The organism is Variovorax paradoxus B4 (assembly GCF_000463015.1).
GTDB classification, from domain to species: domain Bacteria; phylum Pseudomonadota; class Gammaproteobacteria; order Burkholderiales; family Burkholderiaceae_C; genus Variovorax; species Variovorax paradoxus_E.
The window spans coordinates 3213141-3235013 of sequence record NC_022247.1; the positions used below are offsets into that span (position 1 = coordinate 3213141).

Annotated in this window: 20 protein-coding genes; 6 read left to right on the plus strand and 14 right to left on the minus strand. The window is 67.6% G+C overall.

What is annotated here, in order from left to right; all coding sequences use genetic code 11:
* Position 1 precedes the first annotated feature (1 nt).
* From VAPA_RS15010 to VAPA_RS15020, 3 genes are all read right to left on the minus strand, one after another.
* On the minus strand, positions 2-3157 hold the full coding sequence (locus VAPA_RS15010) for an efflux RND transporter permease subunit (protein ID WP_021007618.1): 3156 nt from the start codon (positions 3155-3157) through the stop codon (positions 2-4).
* Positions 3154-4347: an efflux RND transporter periplasmic adaptor subunit gene (locus tag VAPA_RS15015; protein WP_021007619.1), complete on the minus strand. Its 1194-nt coding sequence runs from the start codon at positions 4345-4347 to the stop codon at positions 3154-3156. Before VAPA_RS15015 ends, VAPA_RS15010 begins: the two co-directional genes overlap by 4 nt.
* Positions 4348-4454: 107 nt before the next feature.
* Entirely contained in the window at positions 4455-6377 is a 1923-nt protein-coding gene (locus tag VAPA_RS15020; protein ID WP_413470468.1) for a potassium transporter Kup, read from the minus strand.
* 68 nt (positions 6378-6445) lie between these two features.
* On the opposite strand from VAPA_RS15020, the gene hpnC reads away from it, so the two are divergent.
* From hpnC to VAPA_RS15045, 5 genes are read left to right on the plus strand one after another with little or no spacing between them, the layout of a single operon-like run.
* Positions 6446-7357, plus strand: a complete 912-nt coding sequence (hpnC, locus tag VAPA_RS15025; RefSeq protein WP_041946125.1) for a squalene synthase HpnC — start codon at positions 6446-6448, stop codon at positions 7355-7357.
* The gene (hpnD, locus tag VAPA_RS15030) at positions 7354-8193 is read left to right on the plus strand and encodes a presqualene diphosphate synthase HpnD (RefSeq protein WP_021007622.1); all 840 of its coding nucleotides are present in this window, start codon (positions 7354-7356) and stop codon (positions 8191-8193) included. The genes hpnC and hpnD overlap by 4 nt, the downstream gene beginning before the upstream one ends.
* Complete coding sequence (gene hpnE, locus VAPA_RS15035; protein ID WP_021007623.1) at positions 8190-9449, plus strand: hydroxysqualene dehydroxylase HpnE; 1260 nt, start codon at positions 8190-8192, stop codon at positions 9447-9449. The genes hpnD and hpnE overlap by 4 nt, the downstream gene beginning before the upstream one ends.
* Positions 9446-9748: a hypothetical protein gene (locus tag VAPA_RS15040; RefSeq protein ID WP_021007624.1), complete on the plus strand. Its 303-nt coding sequence runs from the start codon at positions 9446-9448 to the stop codon at positions 9746-9748. Before hpnE ends, VAPA_RS15040 begins: the two co-directional genes overlap by 4 nt.
* Before the next feature lie 28 nt (positions 9749-9776).
* Complete coding sequence (locus VAPA_RS15045) at positions 9777-10082, plus strand: NIPSNAP family protein (RefSeq protein ID WP_021007625.1); 306 nt, start codon at positions 9777-9779, stop codon at positions 10080-10082.
* 9 nt (positions 10083-10091) lie between these two features.
* Here the strand turns inward: VAPA_RS15045 and VAPA_RS15050 are convergent, their stop codons facing one another.
* Positions 10092-10823 (minus strand): HAD family hydrolase, encoded by a 732-nt coding sequence (locus VAPA_RS15050; protein WP_021007626.1) that lies wholly within the window; start codon positions 10821-10823, stop codon positions 10092-10094.
* A 15-nt stretch (positions 10824-10838) separates the two neighbouring features.
* Between VAPA_RS15050 and hemH the strand changes: the two genes are divergently transcribed.
* Positions 10839-11903: a ferrochelatase gene (gene hemH / locus VAPA_RS15055; RefSeq protein WP_021007627.1), complete on the plus strand. Its 1065-nt coding sequence runs from the start codon at positions 10839-10841 to the stop codon at positions 11901-11903.
* On the opposite strand, the gene VAPA_RS15060 is transcribed toward hemH, so the two are convergent.
* The 10 genes from VAPA_RS15060 to VAPA_RS15105 all read right to left on the minus strand — a co-directional run bounded on the left by VAPA_RS15060 (position 11885) and on the right by VAPA_RS15105 (position 21738).
* A complete protein-coding gene (locus tag VAPA_RS15060; RefSeq protein WP_021007628.1) occupies positions 11885-12391 on the minus strand; it encodes a DUF1993 domain-containing protein in 507 nt (168 codons plus the stop codon). The two genes, hemH and VAPA_RS15060, sit on opposite strands and share 19 nt — an antisense overlap.
* A gap of 52 nt (positions 12392-12443) precedes the next feature.
* Positions 12444-13331 (minus strand): alpha/beta fold hydrolase, encoded by an 888-nt coding sequence (locus tag VAPA_RS15065; protein WP_021007629.1) that lies wholly within the window; start codon positions 13329-13331, stop codon positions 12444-12446.
* Positions 13328-14395 (minus strand): branched-chain amino acid ABC transporter permease, encoded by a 1068-nt coding sequence (locus VAPA_RS15070; protein ID WP_021007630.1) that lies wholly within the window; start codon positions 14393-14395, stop codon positions 13328-13330. Before VAPA_RS15070 ends, VAPA_RS15065 begins: the two co-directional genes overlap by 4 nt.
* Before the next feature lie 16 nt (positions 14396-14411).
* Positions 14412-15392, minus strand: coding sequence for a branched-chain amino acid ABC transporter permease (locus VAPA_RS15075; RefSeq protein ID WP_021007631.1), 981 nt, complete (start codon positions 15390-15392; stop codon positions 14412-14414).
* Positions 15389-16114 carry an ABC transporter ATP-binding protein gene (locus VAPA_RS15080; protein WP_021007632.1) on the minus strand — a complete coding sequence of 242 codons (726 nt, stop codon included), beginning with the start codon at positions 16112-16114 and terminating at the stop codon, positions 15389-15391. Before VAPA_RS15080 ends, VAPA_RS15075 begins: the two co-directional genes overlap by 4 nt.
* Positions 16111-16875 carry an ABC transporter ATP-binding protein gene (locus tag VAPA_RS15085; RefSeq protein WP_021007633.1) on the minus strand — a complete coding sequence of 255 codons (765 nt, stop codon included), beginning with the start codon at positions 16873-16875 and terminating at the stop codon, positions 16111-16113. The genes VAPA_RS15080 and VAPA_RS15085 overlap by 4 nt, the downstream gene beginning before the upstream one ends.
* A gap of 40 nt (positions 16876-16915) precedes the next feature.
* Positions 16916-18373: an extracellular catalytic domain type 2 short-chain-length polyhydroxyalkanoate depolymerase gene (locus VAPA_RS15090; protein WP_021007634.1), complete on the minus strand. Its 1458-nt coding sequence runs from the start codon at positions 18371-18373 to the stop codon at positions 16916-16918.
* Positions 18374-18539: 166 nt separating this feature from the next.
* Positions 18540-19727, minus strand: coding sequence for a substrate-binding domain-containing protein (locus VAPA_RS15095; RefSeq protein ID WP_021007635.1), 1188 nt, complete (start codon positions 19725-19727; stop codon positions 18540-18542).
* Between the two features lie 144 nt (positions 19728-19871).
* A complete protein-coding gene (locus VAPA_RS15100) occupies positions 19872-20087 on the minus strand; it encodes a hypothetical protein (protein WP_021007636.1) in 216 nt (71 codons plus the stop codon).
* A 106-nt stretch (positions 20088-20193) separates the two neighbouring features.
* Entirely contained in the window at positions 20194-21738 is a 1545-nt protein-coding gene (locus VAPA_RS15105) for a sigma-54 interaction domain-containing protein (RefSeq protein ID WP_021007637.1), read from the minus strand.
* Positions 21739-21873 lie beyond the last annotated feature (135 nt).

Genomic DNA, 21873 nt, shown 5'->3' on the forward strand with positions numbered 1-21873 from the left:
TTTAAGCGCGAATCGGACCCTCTTTTGGCTCCCGCTTCACGCGGAACGCCGCGGCGTACATTGCCGGCAGCGCCAGCAGGGTCAATACGGTGGCCACGATCAGCCCGCCCATGATGGCCACGGCCATCGGCCCCCAGAACACGCTGCGGGAGAGCGGGATCATGGCAAGCACCGCTGCCGCGGCGGTCAGCACGATGGGCCGCAGGCGCCGCACGGCCGATTCCACGATCGCGTCCCAGGCCGGCACGCCCGCCTCGCGGTCGCTCTCGATCTGGTCGATCAGGATCACCGCGTTGCGCTGGATCATGCCCATCAGCGCGATCACGCCCAGGAGCGCCACGAAGCCGAAGGGCCGGTTCAGCACCAGCAGCGCACCGGCCACGCCGGCAATGCCCATCGGGCCGGTGATGAACACCAGCAGCGAGCGGCTGAAGCTGTGCAGCTGCAGCATCAGCAGCGTGAACACCAGGAACAGCATGATCGGCACGCCCGCCACGATGGACGCCGAGCCCTTGCTGCTTTCTTCGACTGCGCCCGCCACCTCGATGCGGTAGCCGCCCTCGCCGGCCGCATGCCAGCCGGCCTCGAGCTGGCGCAGCTTCGGCAGCAGCTGCTCGGTCACCGTGGCGCCCTGCAGGCCTTCGACCACGTCGCCCTGCACCGTGATGGCGTAGTCGCGGTTCTCGCGCCACATCACGCCGGGTTCCCAGCTGAACACGGGCCGGGCAATCTGCGTCAGCGGAATCGAGCGGCCCGAGGTGGTGGGCAGGTAGGCGTTGCCGATGTCCGAAATGGCCTCGCGCTCGTCCGCCGACTGGCGCAGCACGATGTCGATCAGCAGGTCGTTCTCTCGGTATTGGCCCACCGTGGTGCCGGAGAACATCGTCTTGGAGGCCTGGGCGATGGCCTGGCTCGTCACGCCGAGCGCGCGCGCCTTGGCCTGGTCGACTTCGAGCCGGATCACCTTGACCGATTCGTTCCAGTTGTCGTTCACGCCGCGCATGTTGGCGTTCTCGCGCAGCACGGCCTTGACCTCGTCCGCATGCGCGCGCAGCTGGGCGGGGTCGGTGCCGATCACGCGGAACTGCACCGGATACGGCACCGGCGGCCCGTTGGGCAGCAGCTTCACGCGGCCGCGCACTTCGGGAAATTCCTGCGCCAGCAGGGCCGGCAGCTTGATGCGCAGGCTCTCCCGCACCTTCAGGTCCTTGGCCAGCACGATGAGCTGCGACACGTTGGTCTGCGGGAACACCTGGTCAAGCGGCAGGTAGAAGCGCGGCACGCCGGAGCCGATCCAGGTGCTGACCGTCTTCACGCCCTCCTCTTTCATGATGCGCCGCTCGACGCGCTTGGCGACCTCTTCGTTGGCCGCGAACGAGGTGCCCTCGGGGAACCAGATGTCCACCATGATTTCCGGCCGGCTCGAATCCGGGAAGAACTGCTGCTGCACCTTGCCCATGCCGACGATGCCGAGCGCGAAGATCAGCACCGTGGCGCCGATGGTCAGCCACCGGTGCTGCACGCACCAGTTCACCGCGCGGCGGAAATTGTTGTAGAACGGCGTGTCGAACAGCTCGTGCGGCGGCGCATTGGGGTCGTGCGGCTTGACCTTGAGCAGCAGCGTGCCCAGGTAGGGCACGAAGTACACCGAAACGATCCACGACAGCACCAGCGCAATCACCGTCACCGCGAAGATCGCGAAGGTGTATTCGCCCGTGACCGACTTGGCGATGCCGATCGGCAGGAAGCCCGCAGCGGTGATGAGCGTACCGGTCAGCATGGGCTTGGCCGTGACGTCGTAGGCGAAGGTGGCGGCGCGCACCTTGTCGTAGCCCTCTTCCATCTTCCGCACCATCATCTCGACCGCGATGATCGCGTCGTCCACCAGCAGGCCGAGCGCGATGATCAGCGAGCCCAGCGATATCTTGTGCAGGCCGATGCCGAAGTAGTTCATGGCCAGGAAGGTCACGGCCAGCACCAGCGGAATCGTGATGGCCACCACCAGCCCCGGTCGGATGTCGATGTACCAGCCGAAGCGCCCGCCCTTGTGCAGGCCCAGCGAGATGATGCTCACGGCCAGCACGATGGCCACGGCCTCGATCAGCACGCCGACGAATTCGTTCACCGAGCTGGCCACCGACACCGGCTGGTCCTGCACCTGCGCGAGCTTCACGCCGGCCGGCAGGCGCTGGTCGATCTGCGCGGTGGTGGCGCGCAGCGCCTTGCCCAGCGCGATGATGTCGCCGCCCTTGGCCATGGAAACGCCGAGCGCAACGACCTCCTTGCCCTGGTGATGTACCTTCACGGCCGGCGGGTCGACGTAGCCGCGGCGAATCTCGGCAATGTCGCCGAGCTTCAGCTGGTTGCCCGAGCTGCCGCGGATCGGCATCTCGCGCAGTTGCTCCACGCTGGTGAACTGCCCGCCCACGCGCACCTGCACCACGTCCAGCGGCGACTGGATCGTGCCCGCGCTTTCGATCGCGTTCTGCGAGCCGAGCTGGGCAAGCACCGCGTTGAAGTCCAGCCCCAGCTGCGCGACGCGTTTCTGCGAGATTTCGATGTAGACCTTCTGGTCCTGCACGCCGAACTGGTCGACCTTGGCAACGTCCTTCACGCGCAGCAGCTGCTGGCGCACCTCGTCGGCCAGGGTCTTGAGCTCGGCCGGGCTGAAGCCTTCGCTCTCCAGCGCGTAGATCACGCCATAGACGTCGCCGAAATCGTCATTGAAGAACGGGCCCTGCACGCCCGGCGGCAGCGTGTTGCGCATGTCGCCGACCTTCTTGCGCACGGTGTACCAGACGTTCGCCACGTCGGCGGCCTTGGACGAGTCCTTGATCTGGAAGATGATCTGCGACTCGCCGGGCTTCGAGTAGCTGCGGATCTTGTCGGCATACGGCGCCTCCTGCAGCGTGCGCTCGAGCTTGTCGGTGACCTGCTCGGCCACCTGCTGCGCGGTGGCGCCGGGCCAGTAGGTGCGAACCACCATGGCACGGAAAGTGAACGGCGGGTCCTCGTCCTGGCCAAGCTGGAAGTATGCGAAGGCGCCCAGCACCATCAGCACCACCATCAGGTAGCGCGTGAGGGGCGCGTGGTCCAGCGCCCATTTGGAAAGATTGAAGCCGGCGGGCTTGGCGGTGGTTGCTGCGCCTTCCGTCATTTGGAAGCACCTGCAGCGATCTCCTTCTTCGTGGCCGCCACGGCCTCGACCGGCTGCGCCGATTCCTTCGCGTTGGCGGCTGCCGCTGCAGCCTCCTTCGACTGGTAGATGGTGACCTTCTGCCCCGGCGAGAGCACATGCACACCTGCGGCCACGACCATCGTGCCGGGCGTGAGCCCGGCGCCGATCACGGCCTCGTTGCCGTCGGCCGTGGCCACCTGCACGGGCTGCGAACGCACCGTCATGGTCGGCTTGTCGAGCACCCAGACCGAGGTGCCCTTGCCTTCCTGGCGCAACGCGCTGGTCGGCAGCTTCATGACCGCGCCGCCGGTGCGTGCCAGCGCCTGCGGGCGGGCATACACGGTGGCGCCGAGCGCCGGCGACGTGGCGGCATCGATGGCCACCTTGACCGCGTAGGTGCGCGTGACCGCGTCGGCGCTGGCCGCCACTTCGCGCACCTGGCCCTGCAGTTCGCTGCCGCCCGACCAGCCGCGCACCGCGACCGGCGAGCCGGGCTTGATGAGCGCCGCCCGGTCTTCGGGCACCGCAAAGACCACGTCGCGCGCGCCGTCCTGCGCAATGCGCACGACGGGCGTGCCCGCCTGCACCACCTGCCCCGGCTCGGCCTCGATGGCGGTGATGATGCCGGCCACGTCGGCCACCAGCGTGGTGTAGCTGGCCTGGTTGCCTTGGGATGAAAGCTGCGCCTGCGCTTGCTCGAGCTGCGCCTGCGCGGCTTTCCATGTGGATTCGCGGCGTTCCAGCTCGGCGCCGCTGATGAAGTTCTGCTCGCGCAGTTCGCTGTAGCGCTTGAGATCGGCCGCCGCGAGATCGCGGTTGGTCTGCGCCGCGGCGAGCTGGGCGCGCGCCGCTTCAGCAGCCAGCCTGTAGTCCTGCGGATCGAGCTGGGCCAGCACCTGGCCGGCCTGCACGTGCTGGCCGAGTTCGGCCTGGCGTTTGGTGATCTTGCCCGCCACGCGGAAGCCCAGCCGCGATTCGACACGCGCCCGGACCTCGGCCGAGAACTCGGGCTGGGCATCGAAATCGCTGGTGCCCACGGTCACCAGCTTGACCGCGCGCACAGGCTCCTCGGCCGGCTTCGACTGCGAACAGCCGGCCAGGAACAAGGCGGAAAGCAGCAGCCAGGCGGCACCGCGGGCAAGAGGAGAAAAGCCGGAAGAGGCAGTCATGGGACACCCTAGAAAGGTCGAACCGGATCATTAATGACCCACCGGTTAGTAATCTAGGGTAAACCTCAGGCACTGTCAATCGCCGTTCGGGGGTTGTTCGGGGGTTGCTAGGTCCTCTGCCCCATTTCGACCAGCCGGTTGTCCGGCAGCTCGAAATAATCCGACGCGCGGCCCGCGTTGCGCTGCAGCCAGCCGAAGAGCGCGCGGCGCACGGGGTTCATGCCGGGCAGGTTCTCCTCCCCCACCGAGGCGCGCGAGACGAAGTAGGAGGTCGTCATCGAATCGATGGCCAGCGTCTTCTGGTAGGCCAGGATACGGACGAACTCGGGCACGTCGGGCCGCTCCATGAAGCCGTGGCGCGCCGTCACCATCCAGACGCCGCCCGTCAGCGATTCAGCCTCGATGCGGTGCCGCGCGTCCACGCGCGGCGTGTCGCAGGCCAGCACCCGCAGCACGATCACCTGCTCGTGCAGCACCTGGTTGTGCTTGAGGTTGTGAAGCAGGGCGTGGGGCACGGCGGTCGCATCGGCGTTCAGGAATACGGCCGTGCCGCGCACGCGGTGCGGCATGTTGAGCGCCAGCGATTCGACGAAGGAATCGAGCGGCAGGCTTTCGGCCGCGGCGGCTTCCAGGCCCAGCCGGCGGCCCTTCGCCCAGGTCGTGAACAGCACCATCACCCCAGCCGCCACCGCGAGCGTGAGCCAGCCGCCCTCGGCGATCTTGAGGCTGTTGGCCGCCACGAAAGCCAGGTCGACGACAGCAAAAGCCACCACCCCGAGCACCACCGCCACCCTGTTCCAGCGCCAGAGGCCCCAGGCCACGATGCCGGCCAGCAGCGTGGTGGTCACCATCGTGACCGATACCGCGATGCCGTAGGCCGCCGATAGCGCCCCCGAACTGCGAAAGCCCAGCACCAGCAGCAGCACCCCCGTCATCAGCAGCCAGTTGACCACGGGCACGTAGATCTGGCCGATGGCCGAGCTCGAGGTCTGCACCACGCGCATGCGCGGCAGGTAGCCCATGCGCATGGCCTGGGCTGTGAGGGAAAAGGCGCCCGAAATCACAGCTTGAGATGCGATGACGGTCGCCATGGCGGCGAGCACCACCATCGGCACGACGCCCCAGGCAGGAAAGAGCCGGAAGAACGGGTTGTCTATGGCCGCTGGATTCGCCAGCACCAGTGCACCCTGGCCGAAATAGTTCAGCGCCAGCCCCGGCAGCGCAATGAAGAGCCATGCGAGCCGGATCGCCCGCGCGCCGAAGTGCCCCATGTCGGCGTACAGCGCTTCGCCTCCGGTAAAAGCGAGAAATACCGCGCCCAGCACCCCCAGCGACTGGAGCCGGTGCTCGACCAGGAAACCGATGGCCCGGCGCGGATCGAGCGCCGCCAGCACCTGCGGATGCTGCAGTACCTGCCAGCCCCCTGCGATGGCCAGCACCAGGAACCACAACACCATGACCGGCCCGAACACCTTGCCCACCACGCCGGTCCCCTTGCGCTGCACCGCGAAAAGCGCGAGCAGGATGAGGATGGTGATCGGAATCACCACGCGCTGCAGCACCGGCGCCTGCACCTCCAGCCCCTCGACCGCCGACAGGACGGAAATGGCAGGCGTGATGAGGCTGTCGCCATAGAACATGGCCGCGCCGACCAGGCCGAGCACCCCGATGGCGTTCCACACCCAGGGCCGGGTCCGGGGGCCCGCGGCCGCGCTGCGCGCGAGCGCCTGCAGCGCAAGGATGCCGCCCTCTCCGTCGTGGTCGGCGCGCAGCACGAACACCACGTACTTGAGCGTGACCACGAACATCAGGCCCCAGAAGATCAGCGAGAGCAGGCCCAGCACCGCATCGGGCGTGAACGCCACGCCGTGCTCGGGGTTCAGCGTTTCCTTGAAGGCGTAGAGCGGCGAGGTGCCGATGTCGCCGAACACCACCCCCAGCGCCGCGATCATCAGGCCCGGACCCGCCGCATGAGGCGCCTCGCCTGGCGCTGGACTCGGGGCGGCGGGAGCCGGCGTCGGTGCATTCATGAAAAAGAAGTGGGGCGTTGGCGACGCTGCGAGCATAGTCCGCGCCACGCGTCGCGGACAATCGCCGCGTGTCTGCACCACCCCACATTGCCGCGCCGCCGGCGCACTACGAGAATTTCCCAGTGGCCTCCTGGCTGTGCCCGCCGCATCTGCGGCCGCCGATCGCCGCGATCTACCATTTCGCGCGCACCGCGGACGACATCGCAGACGAAGGCGATGCCTCGCCCGACCAGCGGCTGGCCGACTTGCGCCACTACCGCGAGGAACTCGCAGCCGCGGCGCGCGGCCAGGTGACGGCCTCCTCGCGCTGGCCGCAGGTGTTCGGCCCCCTCGCCCACAGCATCTCGCAGTTCCAGCTCCCGGAACAGCTGCTCGCCGACCTGCTGAGCGCCTTCATGCAGGACATCGAGAAGACCCGCGACGGCGCAACCTACGCCGACCGCGCCGAACTGCTCGACTACTGCCGCCGCTCCGCCAACCCGGTCGGCCGCCTGTTGCTGCATCTGTATGGCGTGAACGATGCGCAGGCGCTGGCGCAAAGCGACGCCATCTGCAGCGCGCTGCAACTCATCAATTTCTGGCAGGACCCGAGCGTGGACCTGCCGCGCGGCCGCTTCTATCCGCCGCTGGCCGACTGCGCCCGGCGCGGCCTGACGCGCGAGAGCTTCAAGGTCTTCATGCCGCTGGCCGATGCACCGCCCCCGCAGGAAGCCATCAACCTGATCGCCGTCGAAAGCGCATGGGCGCGGGAGCTGATGGCCCAGGGCGCGCCCCTGGTCCATCGCCTGCCCGGCCGCACCGGCTGGGAGCTGCGCTTCGTCGTCCAGGGCGGCTTGCGCATTCTCGACAAGATCGAAGACCTGGGCTTCGACACCTTTTCGCAGCGACCGAAGATCGGCAAGGCCGACGCCCCCCTGCTGGTCTGGCGGGCCCTGCGGATGCGGAGACAATTGCCGCCCATGAAAGCGCCCCTCCGATGACTCCCGAGCAATACGTACAGGACAAGGCCGCCGCCTCGGGCAGCAGTTTCTATTACGCGTTTCTGTTCCTTCCCAAGCCGCGGCGTGCCGCGATCACCGCGTTCTATGCCTTCTGCCGCGAGATCGACGACGTGGTCGACGAGGTCAGCGACCCCGGCGTGGCCGCCACCAAGCTCGCCTGGTGGCGCACCGAGGTGGCGCAGTCCTTCTCCGGCCCGCCACGCCATCCCGTGATGCAGGCGCTGGTGCCGCATGCCGCCGCCTACGGCATCGAGCCCGGCCAGCTCAACGAGGTGATCGACGGCTGCCAGATGGACCTCGACCAGACCCGCTACCTCGACTTTCCCGGCCTCGCGCGCTACTGCCACCTGGTGGCCGGCGTGGTGGGCGAAGTCGCGGCGCGCATCTTCGGCCAGACCGATCCGCAGACCACCGCCTATGCGCACAAGCTCGGCCTGGCGCTGCAGCTCACCAACATCATTCGCGACGTCGGCGAGGACGCGCTGCGCGGCCGCATCTACCTGCCCGTGAACGAGCTGCAGAAATTCGACGTCAAGGCACACGAGATTCTCAACCGCGTGCATTCGGAGCGCTTCGTCGCGCTCATGAAGTTCCAGGCCGAGCGCGCGCATGCGGCGTACGACGAAGCGATCGCCCTCCTGCCCGCCGCGGACCGCCGCGCACAGAAGCCCGGCCTCATGATGGCCAGCATCTACCGCACGCTGCTGCGCGAGATCGAGCGCGACGACTTCCAGGTGCTGAACCAGCGCGTCAGCCTGACGCCGGTGCGCAAGTTCTGGCTGGCGTGGAAGGTCCAAGCATTGGGGCGCATTTGAGAACAGCCGTCGTCGGCGCCGGCTGGGCCGGGCTTGCCTGCGCCGTCGAAGCCACGCGGCTCGGCCATGCCGTGACGCTGTATGAAGCGGCGCACATGGCGGGCGGTCGCGCGCGGCGGGTCGACCACATGCATGGGCTGGTGCTGGACAACGGGCAGCACATCCTGATCGGCGCCTACGCCGCGACGCTGAAGCTGATGCACGAGGTGGGCATCGATATCGACCAGGCACTGCTGCGGCTGCCGCTCTCGCTGCGCTTTGCCGATGGCGGCGGCCTGAAGCTGCCGCGGCTGCCTGCCCCGCTCGATCTGCTGGCCGGCATCTTCACGGCGCGCGGCTGGACGTGGCGCGACAAGTCCTCGCTGCTGCGCACCGCCGTGCAATGGCGCCTCGCGGGATTCCGCTGCGCCGCCGGCACCACCGTGGCCACGCTCTGCACCGGCCTCACGCCGCGCGTGATGGAAGAGCTGATCGAGCCGCTGTGCGTGTCCGCGCTCAACACGCCGATCGATCAGTCGAGCGGTGAGGTGTTCCTGCGCGTGCTGCGCGACGCGCTCTTCAGCGGCAGCGGCGGCGCGGACCTGCTGCTGCCGCGCGTCGATCTGGGCGCGCTCTTTCCCGATGCGGCCCTGGCGTGGCTCGCGCAGCACGACGCGACACTTCGCATCGGCACGCGCGTGCACGCCATCTCGCCCGAGGGCGCGGCATGGCGAGTCGACGGCGAGCGCTTCGACCACGTCGTTCTGGCGTGTGCGCCCTGGGACGCGGCGCGGCTCGTTCGCGCGTCCGGCCTGGCAGCGGACCGCTGGTGCAAAAACACCGAGGCCCTGCGCTTCGAGGCCATTGCCACCGTCTACGTGCGCGGCGCCTCGCCGCTCGCGGAACCGATGCTGGCGCTGCGCAGCCATCCCGCCACCTCACCGGCGCAATTCGTTTTCGATCGCGGCCACCTCGGCGGACCGGAAGGCGTGCTGGCGCTGGTGGTGAGCGCGAACGAAACTCCGCGCGAAACGCTGGAGCAACAGGTGCTTGCGCAAGCCGCCGTGCAGCTCGGCCAGACGGCGCTGCACATCGTGCAGACCGTGATCGAAAAGCGCGCCACCTTCGCCTGCACGCCGGCGCTCGCACGGCCGCCGATGCGCATCGCACCCGGCCTGCACGCCTGCGGCGACTACACCGAAGGCCCCTACCCTGCCACACTCGAAGGCGCGGTCCTCAGCGGACTGGCCGCCGCCAAAGCATCGACAACGCCATGACCGAACTGCGCTACCTGGATTTCGACTACAGCGAAGACACCGAGGGCCACGGCACCTTCGATGCCATGGCCTCGACCGTGCCTACAAGAACACACGAAGTGCTTGCCGAGATCGCACAGGTGCTGGCCTGGGCGGATGCCGCCTATCCCGACGCGCGCGGCGCGCTCGACGAGGGGGCGGCCTGGGACTTCGACCTGCAGCAGACCCGCGAAGCGCCGGAGCTGGACACGGTAAGCTTCTCGCTCAGCGGCACGGAAGACTTCTGCGCCGCGCTGCGCGAGCGGTTCAGCCTGGACTGACGTCCCCTCTGTTCATACGGAAAGAACCATGGTCACCTGCTACCTCCGCTACATCGTCGATCCCTACAAGCTCAAGGAATTCGAGCATTACGGCAAGCTGTGGATCCCGCTGGTCGAGAAATTCGGCGGCCAGCACCACGGCTACTTCCTGCCGTCGGAAGGCGCCAACAACGTGGCGCTGGCGATGTTCAGCTTTCCCAGCCTGGCCGCGTACGAGCGGTACCGCGCCGATTCGATGCAGGACGCCGAATGCCAGGCCGCCTTCAGGTACGCCGAGGACACCCGGTGCATCCTGAGCTACGAGCGCAGCTTCTTCAGGCCGGTCTTTTCATAGCACCGGCGTTCAGGCGCCGAGCGCCATGCACAGGGCGTGCAGGTTCGGCACGATCAGCTGCGGCCGCGCGCCGTGCACCCATGGGCGCTCGTCGCGCACCAGCCAGGCTGCCTGCATGCCGGCGCTGAGTGCGCCGACCACGTCGAGCTCCGCGTCGTCGCCCACGTGCAGCACGTCCTTCGGCAGCAGGCCGACCGACGCGGCCGCGGCACGGAAGATCGGCGCATGCGGCTTGCCGCTGCCGAAGGCGCGCGCGTTGAACGCAGTGCGGAACCATCGGCCGACGCCGGTCTGGTGGATGTCCGCATTGCCGTTCGAAACCGCCACCAGCGGATAACGTTCGCTGAGCCACTTGAGGGCCGGCAGCGCGTCTTCGTAGAGCGTCACGCGCTGGCGTTCGGCAAAGAAGGCGTCGAAGGCCGGATCGGCCAGCGCCGGGTCTTCGCCCGCGTGCTTCAGTGCCGCACGGATCGACTCGCGGCGCAGCGCGCTCAGGTCGTGCGCCAGGTCGGAGCGCTCCTTGGCGGTGGCTTCGCGAAGCTCGCGCAGGACGCCCGGCGTCAACAGCAGCGACGCGGTCTTCGGTGCCTCGCGCAGCAGCCATTCCTGCAGCACGGTCTCGGCACGCTCGATGGTCGGCCAGATCGGCCAGAGGGTGTCGTCCAGGTCGAGCGAGATCGCCGAGATGCGCTTGATATCGAGGGGCTCGGCGCCCGCCGGCGCCGTGGAAACGGAGGTCATGCCCGAGAATATCGCATGCCTCAAGACCATGGGAACCACGGTTCCATCGCCCCCGGACGCGCCATCGAACGCACCGCCATCCTCTGGTGCAACCTGGGCTCGCCGGACGCCCCCACCGCAGCCGCCGTGCGGCCCTACCTGGCGGAGTTTCTCGGCGACCCGCGCGTGGTCGAGATTCCCAGGCTGATCTGGGCCTTGATCCTGCACGGCATCATCCTGCGCGTGCGGCCCGCCAAGTCGGCCGCCAAGTACGCGAGCATCTGGATGGCCGAGGGTTCGCCGCTGAAGGTGTGGACCCGCAAGCAGGCCACGCTGCTCGCCGGCTGGCTCGGCGAGCGCGGCCACCGCCTGACGGTGCACGACGCCATGCGCTACGCCAGTCCGTCGATCGCTTCGCGCCTGGATGCGCTGCAGGCCGAAGGCGCAACGCGGGTGCTGGTGCTGCAGGCCTATCCGCAGTATTCGGCCACCACCACGGCCAGCGTGATCGACGCGGTGAGCGACTGGAGCCGCCGCCAGCGCCGCATTCCGGAGTTCCGCTTCGTCAACCAGTACCACGACGATCCCGCCTACATCGAGGCGCTGGCGCTCGGTATCGAAGCGCACTGGAAGCGCGAGGGCCGCGGCGAGGTGCTGCTGATGAGCTTCCACGGCATTCCGGTGCGCAACATCGCGCTCGGCGATCCGTACCAGGCCCAGTGCCTGGAAACCGCGCGCCTGCTCGCGGCGCGGCTCGGCCTTTCAGCCGCACAGCACCGCGTCACCTTCCAGTCGCGTTTCGGCCGCGCCAAATGGCTCGAGCCCTACACCGAACCGACCCTGCGCGAACTCGGCGCGAGCGGCGTGAAGCGGATCGACGTGGTGTGCCCGGGCTTTCCGGCCGACTGCCTGGAGACGCTGGAAGAAATTGCCATGGAAGGCCGCGAAGCCTTCATGCATGCAGGCGGCGAGGCCTTCAGCTACATCCCCTGCCTCAACGACAGCCCGGCGTGGATCACTGCGCTGACGGGCATTGCCGAGCGCAACCTGGCGGGCTGGCCCACCCGGCCCGCCGCCGGCACTCAGAACTTGCCCAGATAGTCCATCTTGCCGATGGGCATGCCCTTGTGGCGCAGCACGTCGTAGGCCGTGGTCACATGGAAGAAGAAGTTGGGCAGCGCGAACTGGAGCAGGTAGCGCTGCGCGGTGAAATGCGCCTCGCCCTCGCGTGCCTTGATGGTCACGGGGCGTTCCTCCTGGCCGTCGATCAGCGTGCGGTCCACGGTCGCGAGGAAATCCTGCGTCTTCGCGATGCGGGCCAGCAGCTCGTCATAGGTCTTTTCCTCGTCGGGAAAACTCGGCGCCGTGATGCCCGCGATGCGCGCCACGCTGAGCTTCGAAGCGTCGCTCGCGCGCTGGATCTGGCCGGCCAGCGTGAGCATGTCCGGTGCGAGCCTCGCGTCCACCAGCGTTGCCGGATCGATGTCGTTGGCCCTGGCGTGCGCCAGGCTCTTCTCGAGCAGGTGGGTGAGCTGGCCGAGTCCGCGGGAGAAGACCGGCACGGAGAGGTCGTACATCGAAAGCGCCATGGCGTTAATCCTTGTGGTTGGAATCGGCGGCGATTGTCTCGCCGACGCGCCGCTAGCGACCGGCGGCCCGGATAAACCCTTCGATCAGCTCCAGTTGTTCCGGCACGTTGAGCGCAGGTGCGTGGCCGCACCCCTGGATTTCGACCACCTTCAGCAACCCGGCGGCGCCCGGCCCCCGCTGCTGCATCTCCTGTGTCACCTCGGGCAGCACCAGGTCCGACTCGGCGCCGCGCAGGCACAGCACCGGCGCCTCGATCACGTCGTAGTGCGGCCAGATCAGGTAGTCGTTGTCGTGCGCGCTGAACTGGCGGACCATCGCCGGGTCGTAATGCGGCGTCACGCGGCCGTCGGGCAGGCGGCGCGTGGAGCTTTCGGTCAGCCGGCGCCACTGCGCATCGCTGAGCCAGCCATAGGGCTTGTAGACCGTGCGGAAGAACGCCTCCAGCTCGACCACCGTGCCGAACGCGGGCGGCTCGCCGGCATAGGCGCGGATGCGTTCGATGGCCGCCTGCGCGAGCTGCGGTGCGTTGTCGTTGAGCGTGAGGCTCGCAATGCGCGCCTTCATGCGCGGCTCGAACAGGCCCGAGGCGCAGACCGTGCCGATGGCGCCGCCCATGGAAGTGCCGACCCAGTGCATGCGGGCCAGCCGCAGCTCGTCGCACAGCGCGCCAGCAATGCGGGCGTAGAACGAGAGCTGGTACTCCTCGTCGGGCAGCGGACTCCACTGGCTCAGGCCACGGCCGATGGTGTCGGGGCAGATCACGCGGAAGCCGCGCGCTGCAAAGTGCTGCGCCAGTTCGTCCATGTCGCGGCAGGTGCGCGCGAGGCCGTGCCAGGCAATGACCACCGGCGCGTCCGGTGCGCCCCAGTCGAGCCAATGGACTTCGCGGCCCGCAAGCTGGGCGTAGCAAGAGGCCGGAACGGAAAGATCGTTGCTCATCGTGCGGCCCTCGCCCTCAGCTTGCCGACAATGCCGGTGGGAAAGTAATAGACCGAGAGCACGAACAGCACCCCCAGCCACAGCAGCCAGCGGTCGGGCGACAAGAGCGCCGCGAGCCACGGCAGCCCGCTCGCGGCCTCGCTGCCCACGCGCAGCAGGTCTTGCAGGTAGCTTTGCGCGACCACGAACAGCACCGCACCGACGGCCGCGCCGTAGATGGTGCCCATGCCGCCGATCACCACGATCAGCAGCACGTCGATCATGATCTCGAAGCTCAGCGAGGTGTCGGGCCCGTTGTAGCGCAGCCAGATCGCGAGCATGGCGCCGGCCAGCGTGGCGAACAGCGCCGACAGCACGGCCGCCGTGGTGCGGTACACCACCACGCGGTAGCCGATGGCCTCGGCGCGGAACTCGTTCTCGCGGATGGCCTGCAGCACGCGGCCGAAGGGCGAATTCACGATGCGCAGCAGCGCGAGCACCAGCACCACCGCAGCCACGAAGAGCAGGTAGTAGCACAGCAGCCGGCCGTCGAGCGAGACGCCGAGGAAGGGCTCCTCGGAGAACTCGAAGCTCGGCGAGATCAGCTCGGGCAGCTTGAAGGTCAGGCCGTCCTCGCCGCCGGTGAAGTCCGACAGCTGCGAGGCCAGCGTCTGGAAGGCCGAGGCCACGGCCAGCGTGATCATCGCGAAGAAGATCGCGCGCACCCTGAGCGAGAACAGCCCGATGGCGAACGAAAGCACCAGCGAGATCGCGAGTGACGCCACGAGCCCGAGCAGCACCGCGCCCCAGTTGGGCCCGAGCCGCGACGCCGAGATGGCGATGCCATACGCGCCGATGCCGAAGAACATGGTGTGCGCGAAGCTCACGATGCCGGTGTAGCCCAGGAGCAGGTCGAAGCTCGCGACCAGCACCACGAACACCAGCACCTTGGCCGCGACGCTGAGCGCCTTCACGCCCGGGAAGATGAACGGCGCGAAGGCCAGCGCGATGAACAGCACCACCAGCAGCAGCGCCAGCAGGCGGCTTCGGGGCATGTCGTTGGAGAGAAGACGTTTCAGGAACATGGCGGACTCTTCTTTCTCAACGATTCGCCACCGGGTACACGCCCTGCGGACGCCACAACAGCACGGCCACCATCAGGAAGATGCTCGCGAACTGCGTGAGCGTGGGCAGCAGGAAGCCGATGTAGTTGGTCATGAGCCCCACCAGCAGCGCACCGATCAGCGCGCCGCCCGTCGAGCCGAGCCCGCCGATGATGATCACGATGAAGATCAGCACGTTGACTTGCGCGCCCATCTGCGGCACCAGGTTCTGCTGGAACAGCCCCCACATCACGCCGCCCAGACCGGCCAGTGCGCTGCCCACCACGAACACGCCGACGAACAGCCGGCCGATGCGGTAGCCGAGCGACTCGACCATCTCGCGGTCCTGCACCCCGGCGCGGATGAGCAGGCCGATCTTGGTGCGCCCCAGCGTCCATGCGAGCAGCCCGAACACCACCACGCCCACTGCCACCGCGAGCAGCCGGTACTTGCTGATGGCCGCGTCGGCCACGAACAGCGAGCCCCGCAGCGCCTCGGGCAGCGGCAGCGGGATCTGCGCCGGCCCCCAGATCACCTTGATGAGCTCCTCGCCGATGATCATGCCGCCCATGGTGATCAGGATCTGCTTCAGGTGCTGGCCATACACCGGCCGCACGATGAAGCGCTCGAACGCGAGGCCGACCGCACCGGCCACCGCCATTGCGACCAGCATGGCCGGAAACACGGCGACGAGGTTGCGCCACAGTTCGCCCGAGCCCGTCCAGTCTCCCATCAGGCCGAGCACGCTGCTGGCCACGAAGGCGCCGAGCGCGATGAACACGCCGTGGCCGAAGTTGAGCACGTCCATCAGCCCGAACACGAGCGTGAGGCCCGACGCGATGATGAAGATGATCATGCCCATCGCCAGCCCCGCGACCGTGAGCGTGAGCCAGGTCGAGAACGAGCCCGTGAGCGGCAGCGCGACCAGCGCGAGGATCGGGGCGAGTAGCAGCGGCTTCCAGTCGAAGTCGAATTTCATAGAGCCAGTCCAAGCAGCGATTGCTGCAGTTGCGCGTCGGCGGAGAACGCCGCCATCGAGCCGCTGTGCACCACGCGGCCGTTGTCCATCACCGCGACGGTGTCGCCCAGGCGCTGGGCAAAGTTGATGTTCTGCTCCACCAGCAGGATCGTCACGCCGCTCGCCTTGAGCTCGGCGAAGGCGTCGATCATGTTGTTGATCATCACGGGCGCGAGGCCCTTGCTGGGCTCGTCGATCAGCAGCAGTTCGCGCGGCTCGACGATGGCGCGCGACACCGCCAGCATCTGCTTCTGCCCGCCCGAGAGCTTGCCCGCTGGGTGGTTCCAGAACTTCTCGACCGCAGGGAAGAGCTTGAAGATCCACTTCAGGCGCGTGTCGTCGATCTGCCCGGCGTTCTTCGCGCCGCGCGCGGCGAGCAGCATGTTCTCCTTCACCGTGAGGTCGGAGAAGATGCCCATGTTCTCGGGCACGTAGGCGATGCCGAGGCCCGCGATCTGCGGTGTCTGCAGCGCGGTGATGTCCTTGTCGCCGAACCGCACCCGGCCTTGCGAAGCATGCCAGAGGCCCATGATGGTTCGCAGCGTCGTCGTCTTGCCCGCGCCGTTGCGGCCCAGCAGCATGGTGAGCTGGCCGCGGGGCACGGCGAGGTCCACGCCGTGGAGGATGTGATACGCCCCGATGTGCGTCTGCACTGCTTCGAGCGTCAACAGGTTCGTGCTCATGCAGCCTCCTTCGCAATGCCCAGATAGGCCTCCTGCACCACCGGAGAAGCAATCACCTCCGCCGGTTCTCCATCGGCCACCAGCGTGCCGTTGTGCAGCACGATGATCCGGTCCGCAAGCTCGCGCACCACGTCCATCTTGTGTTCGACCAGCAGGATGGTCTTGGTCTTGTCCTGCTTGAGCTTGCGGATCAGGTCGAGGATGACGGGCGCCTCGGCCGCATTCATGCCGGCCGTCGGTTCATCGAACATGAAGACCTTGGGCTCGAGCGCCATCAGCAGCGCCACCTCGAGCTTGCGCTGGTCGCCGTGCGGCAGGCTGGCCACCGTCGCATGCTCGCGCGACTTCAGCGCCACGTCGGACAGGATCTGGTCGGCGCGCTCGGTCAGCCCCTTGTGGTCGCTCCAGATGCTCCACAGGTTGAGCCCGCGCCGGTGCGCGCCCTCGCGCGTGGCCTGCACTGCCAGTCGCACGTTCTCCAGCACCGTGAGGTTCGGGAACAGGTTGGTGAGCTGGAAGGCCCGCCCCAGCCCCGCGTGCGTACGCGCCGACGGCGACAGCCCCGACAGCAGCTGCCCATCGAGCGACACCGTGCCCGCGCTCGCCTTGAGCTGGCCCGAGATCAGGTTGAAGTAGGTGGTCTTGCCCGCCCCGTTGGGGCCGACGATGGCCGTCAGCGTGCCCGGCGCGAACGCGCAGCTCACGCCGTTGACGGCCACGTGCCCGCCGAAGCGGATGGTCAGGTCTAGCGTCTCAAGCATCGTGTGTCATTGCAAACAAAAAAGTAGGTGCCGATCGGCCTCAGCAGGTGCCGATCACGTAGTAATTGGGCCCGGTCTGCTTGAGCGTGGTGGTGACATAGACGTTCCACAGGCCCATCGACTGGCCCGAGCCGTAGGCATAGGTGAGGCCCCACAGCGCGTAGGCGCGCCCCGCCACGGTGTGCGCGTAGTTGCTGGCGGTGTAGCAGGTTCCGCCGCCACCGCTGCCGGCCAGGGTGGTGCCTGTGGCCGCGGTCGACATTGCGCCTTGCGCGTTGCCGGCGTCCAGCGCCGCCACGGTCCAGCTGTAGGTGGTGGACGGGGCCAGGCCGGTATCGGTGTAGTTGGTGCCGGCCACCGGCGCGGCGTTGACCTTGCTGCCGCTGCGGTAGACGTTGTAGCCGCTCGCACCCGAGACGCCGGCCCAGCCGACCACCATGCTGCTGCTGGTCGCGCCCGAGGTGCCCACGCCGGTAGGAGCCGGCAGCGACGAGCCACCGCCGGAGCCGGTCACCCGGTCGACCATGGCCTTGAGCGCCGCCATCTGCGGGCCCGACTTCTTCGCGTAGTTCGCGTTGTCGTAGCCCCACCAGTCCCAGCAGCTGTTGGTGGCGGCGGTGCTGGTCTGCGGGTAGATCAGGACGATGTTGTTGGTGTCGGCCCAGCGGTTGTAGCCGGTCTTGCGCACGTACTGGTCGCCCACGTCGGTGTAGTTCTGCTTGCAGCCATGCAGCACCAGGTGCACGCGGCACGACGTGGTGGTGCAGGCCTGCGGCACGTAGATCCAGCCGGTGGCGGCCACGCCGTGGCCGGTGATGAATTCCGACTGGTTGAACTCGGTGAAAGTGCCGCCCAGCGTGCCGTTGTTGCGCGGGTTCAGCGGCCCGTAGAGCTGCTGCAGGATCTCGCCTGCCAGGTCGAAGCCGCAGTTATTGATGTAGGGCGCGGCGGTGGTGCTGCAGGCGCCGCCGTAGTCGTCGGTGACCATCGCGTGGCCGGCGCCGATGTTGTTCCTGTAGACCGTGTTGGCCGCGGGCACGAAGCTCTGGTAGTAGGTCTTGAGGTCGTCCATCACCGCCGGCTTGACGGTGTTATCCGAGGTGCCGGAAAAAAGGTACACCTTGGAGCCGGTCATGTTCGACACCGGGTCGATCGCGCCGCTGGCGGCCCAGCTGTTGGTGGTGCTCACGAGAGACGACACGGGAATGCTGCTGCTGTGGGCCATGCAGCGCCCGGTGGCATTGACCACCGAACCCTCGGCGCAGTAGTACGGACCACCCGCCACCACGCCGGCACCACGCTTGAAGGTGGCCGAATAGGCCACGTGCAACTGCACAGCCATGAAGCCGCCCGCCGAGAGGCCGGACACGCTCACCTCCGCCGGATTGGCGCCCAGCGCCGGCAGCGGCACCGCCGCTGTCGCGGCCTGCCCTGCCGCCATCGTGATCGCCGCAGCCGCGGCCCATCCCTTCCAGTTTTTCCATCGCATCGCTGCCATCGCTGTCTCCTTCTGTTGTAGGTGTATCGAACGCTTGCTGGATTGCTGACGAATCGGCCGTTGGTTGCGCCCGCCCGCGCTTCGGCAGCGCAGGCTGGCGCTTCGCCCGGCGGCCATTCCGGGGCGAAGGGAGTGCGGCCTCAGGGCCGCGATCGCGGGGCGCCGATCAGCGTTTGTTCTTGATCGGGATGTCCATCTCTTCGGGTTTGATCTCGTGCACCAGCTCCGGTACGCCCCAGGCGAATGCCGGGTCGGCCTTGATCTTGAAGTGGTACATCGACTGCATCGCCTGGTGGTCTTCCTTGCGGAAGGTCATCTTGCCCTTGGGCGTGTCGAAGCTCATGCCTTCCATGGTGCTGATGAGCTTGTTGGTGCCGGTGTCGCCGCCCGTCTTCTTGAGCGCCGTGACCACCGCCATCGCGGCCGAGAAACCACCGGCAGTGAAGAAGTCCGGCGGTGCCTTGAATTGCTTGTAGTGCGCGGCCACCATCGCCTCGTTGACCGGGTTCTTCGGGATGCCGAAGTAGTAGTACGCCGCGCCTTCCATGCCCGGCAGGTTCTTGTAGGCCGCCATGGCCGGCAGGATGTTGCCGCCGGTGGCAATCTCGATGCCGTAGCGCTTCAGGTCGAGGTCGACGATCTTGAACGGATTGCCCGCGCCGGCCCAGACGATCCAGATGATCTTGCGGCCCGGCTGGTCCTTGAGCTTGTCGATCAGGCGCTGCGCGCCGGCCGTGAAGTCGGTGGTGGCGGGCGGCAGGTACTCCTCGTGCACCAGCTTCGCCTTCTTGAGCGCGGTACCGAAGGCCTTCACGCCGTCGCGGCCGAAGGCGTTGTCCTGCGCGAGCGTGGCCACGGTCACGCCGGCCTTGTCGATGGCCACGGCGTTGGAGATCGCGTCCTGGCTCGAATTGCGGCCGGTGCGGAAGATGTACTTGTTCCACTTGTCGCCGGTGATCGAATCGGCGACCGCCGGCTCCACGATCAGGATCTTCTTGTACTCCTCGGCCACCGGCAGCATGGCGAGCGCCACGCCCGAGGCCGTGGGGCCCACCGCCAGCGCAGCCTTGTCGTCGGAGTACGCAGCGGCCAGCAGCGACTTGCCCAGGTCGGGCTTGCCCTGGTCGTCTTTCTCGATGACCACGAGCTTCTTGCCGTTGACCATCATCGTGCCGCCGGTGGCGTAGTCCAAGCCCATCGTGAAGCCGGTCTGGGTCTGCTTGCCGTAGGCCTCGAGCGGACCGGTCTTGCTGTAGATGTGGGCAATGCGGATTTCGCTGGACTGAGCCCAGGCGGGTGCGGCGGTGGCGCAGGCGGTGAGTGCGGCCAGGGCAACGAGGTGGCGACGGTTCATTCTTTGTCTCCTGAAATAGGTGACTGAATATTGCACACTTCGTGCCATCTGCTAACCCCTTGATACCAAACGCTTCTTCATTCGGAGGAAGCGCCATTCGACTGAATTCAGAACACTTGATGTGTCTGAATTTCAATCAACTGTCTATTTATCGGTCAGGGTTTTCTCGGAGACTTGGCGCTCGGCGATCCAGCGTTGGAACTGGCGCTCGGCCTGCATGCGGAACTCGTTACGCGCGTGATTGCAGGCGGCGTGCGCAAGCCGGCGGTGTTTTTGCGAGCGCACGCCGCCGAGCGTCGAATCGATCAGGTGCTCGATGGTCGCGGACTCGGGCCTGCCGTGCGGCTCGTCGAAGTCCATGGCCAGGCCGCACCAATGGCAGTTGGGGCCGAAGGTGGAACGCAGGGCTCGGACGCTCACAGGCGCGCTCGCTCCAGGCCGATCCGGCGCACGAGGCTCGGCGGCTTCACGCCGGCCGCTCCTGGCTCGTCATGCGCTCGTACAGCGTCGCGCGGGAAATGCCGAGAAGCCGCGAGGTGGCGAGCTTGTTGCCGCCCGTGCTTGCGAGCGCGGCGGCGATCGCCTTGCGCTCCAGTTCGGCCACCTGCTGCGCGAGCGGCCGCAGCAGCATCGCCTGCTCGTCGGCATCGTGCGCGCTCTGCAGGGTGGCGGGCAGTTCGATCTGCTCCAGCCCGGCTTCGCGCAGGATGCGTTCGAGCTGCGCGGCGTCGATGCGCTGCGAGTCGCTGCGCATGGTCACCTGCTCCAGCACGTTGCGCAGCTCGCGGATGTTGCCGCGCCAGTGCTGGCCGGCGAGCAGCGCAAGCGCATCGGGCGTGATCTCGGACGGGGCTTCGCCGCTGCGCAGCGCCATGTCCTCGCCCAGCGCCTCGACCAGCGCCGGAATGTCGCTGCGCCGCTCGCGCAGCGGCGGCACGCGCAACGGCAGCACGTTGAGGCGGTAGTAGAGGTCTTCGCGGAACAGGCCGCGGCGCACCAGCTCGGGCAGGTCGCGCGAGGTGGCGGCGATCACGCGCGCATCGAAGGGCACGAGCTTGTTGGAGCCGAGCGGTTCGATCTCGCCCTCCTGCAGCGCGCGCAGCAGCTTGGCCTGCAGGCCGAGCGGCATGTCGCCGATCTCGTCGAGGAACAGGCTGCCGCCATCGGCCAGCTTGAACTTGCCTTCGCGCCCTCGCCTGTCGGCGCCCGTGAAGGCGCCGGGCGCGAAGCCGAAGAACTCGGCTTCGAGCAATGTGTCGGGCACGGCCGCGATGTTGACGCTGACGAAGTGGCCCTTGGCGCGCGCCGACGATGCGTGGATCGCATGCGCCAGCAGTTCCTTGCCGGTGCCGGTTTCGCCCAGCAGCAGCACCGGGCTTGCGGACTGCGCGGCGCGCCGCGCATGGCGCTTCACCTCCACCGCGGCCGGGCTGCTGCCGATGAAGCTGGCAAAGGTGTACTTGGAGCGGCGCTGCCCGTCGGCCGCGTGCTGGTAGAGCGGGTTGTTGCGCTGGCTTGCGAGCTCGCGCCGCGCGTCGTCGAGGTCGCGCTGCAGCAGCGCGAACTTGCTGATCAGCGGCTGCAGCGTGGTCTCGGGCTGGTCGAACAGCACGATGCCGATGGCGCCGATGACTTCTCCTGCCTGCCCCTCGCGCCCATCGCTCTCGGCGCGCAGCGGAATGCGGCTGACCACGAAGGTGCCCGCCTTGTTGTTGAGCAGGTCGACCAGGATCGGCTCGCCGGTTTCGAGTACACGGCGCATCTGGGTGTTGGGAATGACGTCCTCGACCATGTGGCCCATGAACTGGTCGATCGACGAAAAACCCAGCGCCGGCAGGAAGCGGCGATAGCCTTCGTTGACCCACACGATGCGCCCGCTGCGGTCCACCAGGAACATGCCCTGGCTGATGCTCGAGAACAGATGGAACATCGAACGCGCAGCCAGCGCGAGGATGCCTTCGGCGTCGAGAGGCAAGGCGGGCGATGCGGCAACAGGCGGAACGGCGGACATGGGCGGATCGTAGCGCGCATCATTCGGCCGCTCATTGGGGCGTCGATGCGGCCACCGGAAATGCCCCAAATGCACATTCGCCGCCAATGCGAAGAAAGCCCTCATGCAGGAATAAGTAAATCAAACGTTTGATTG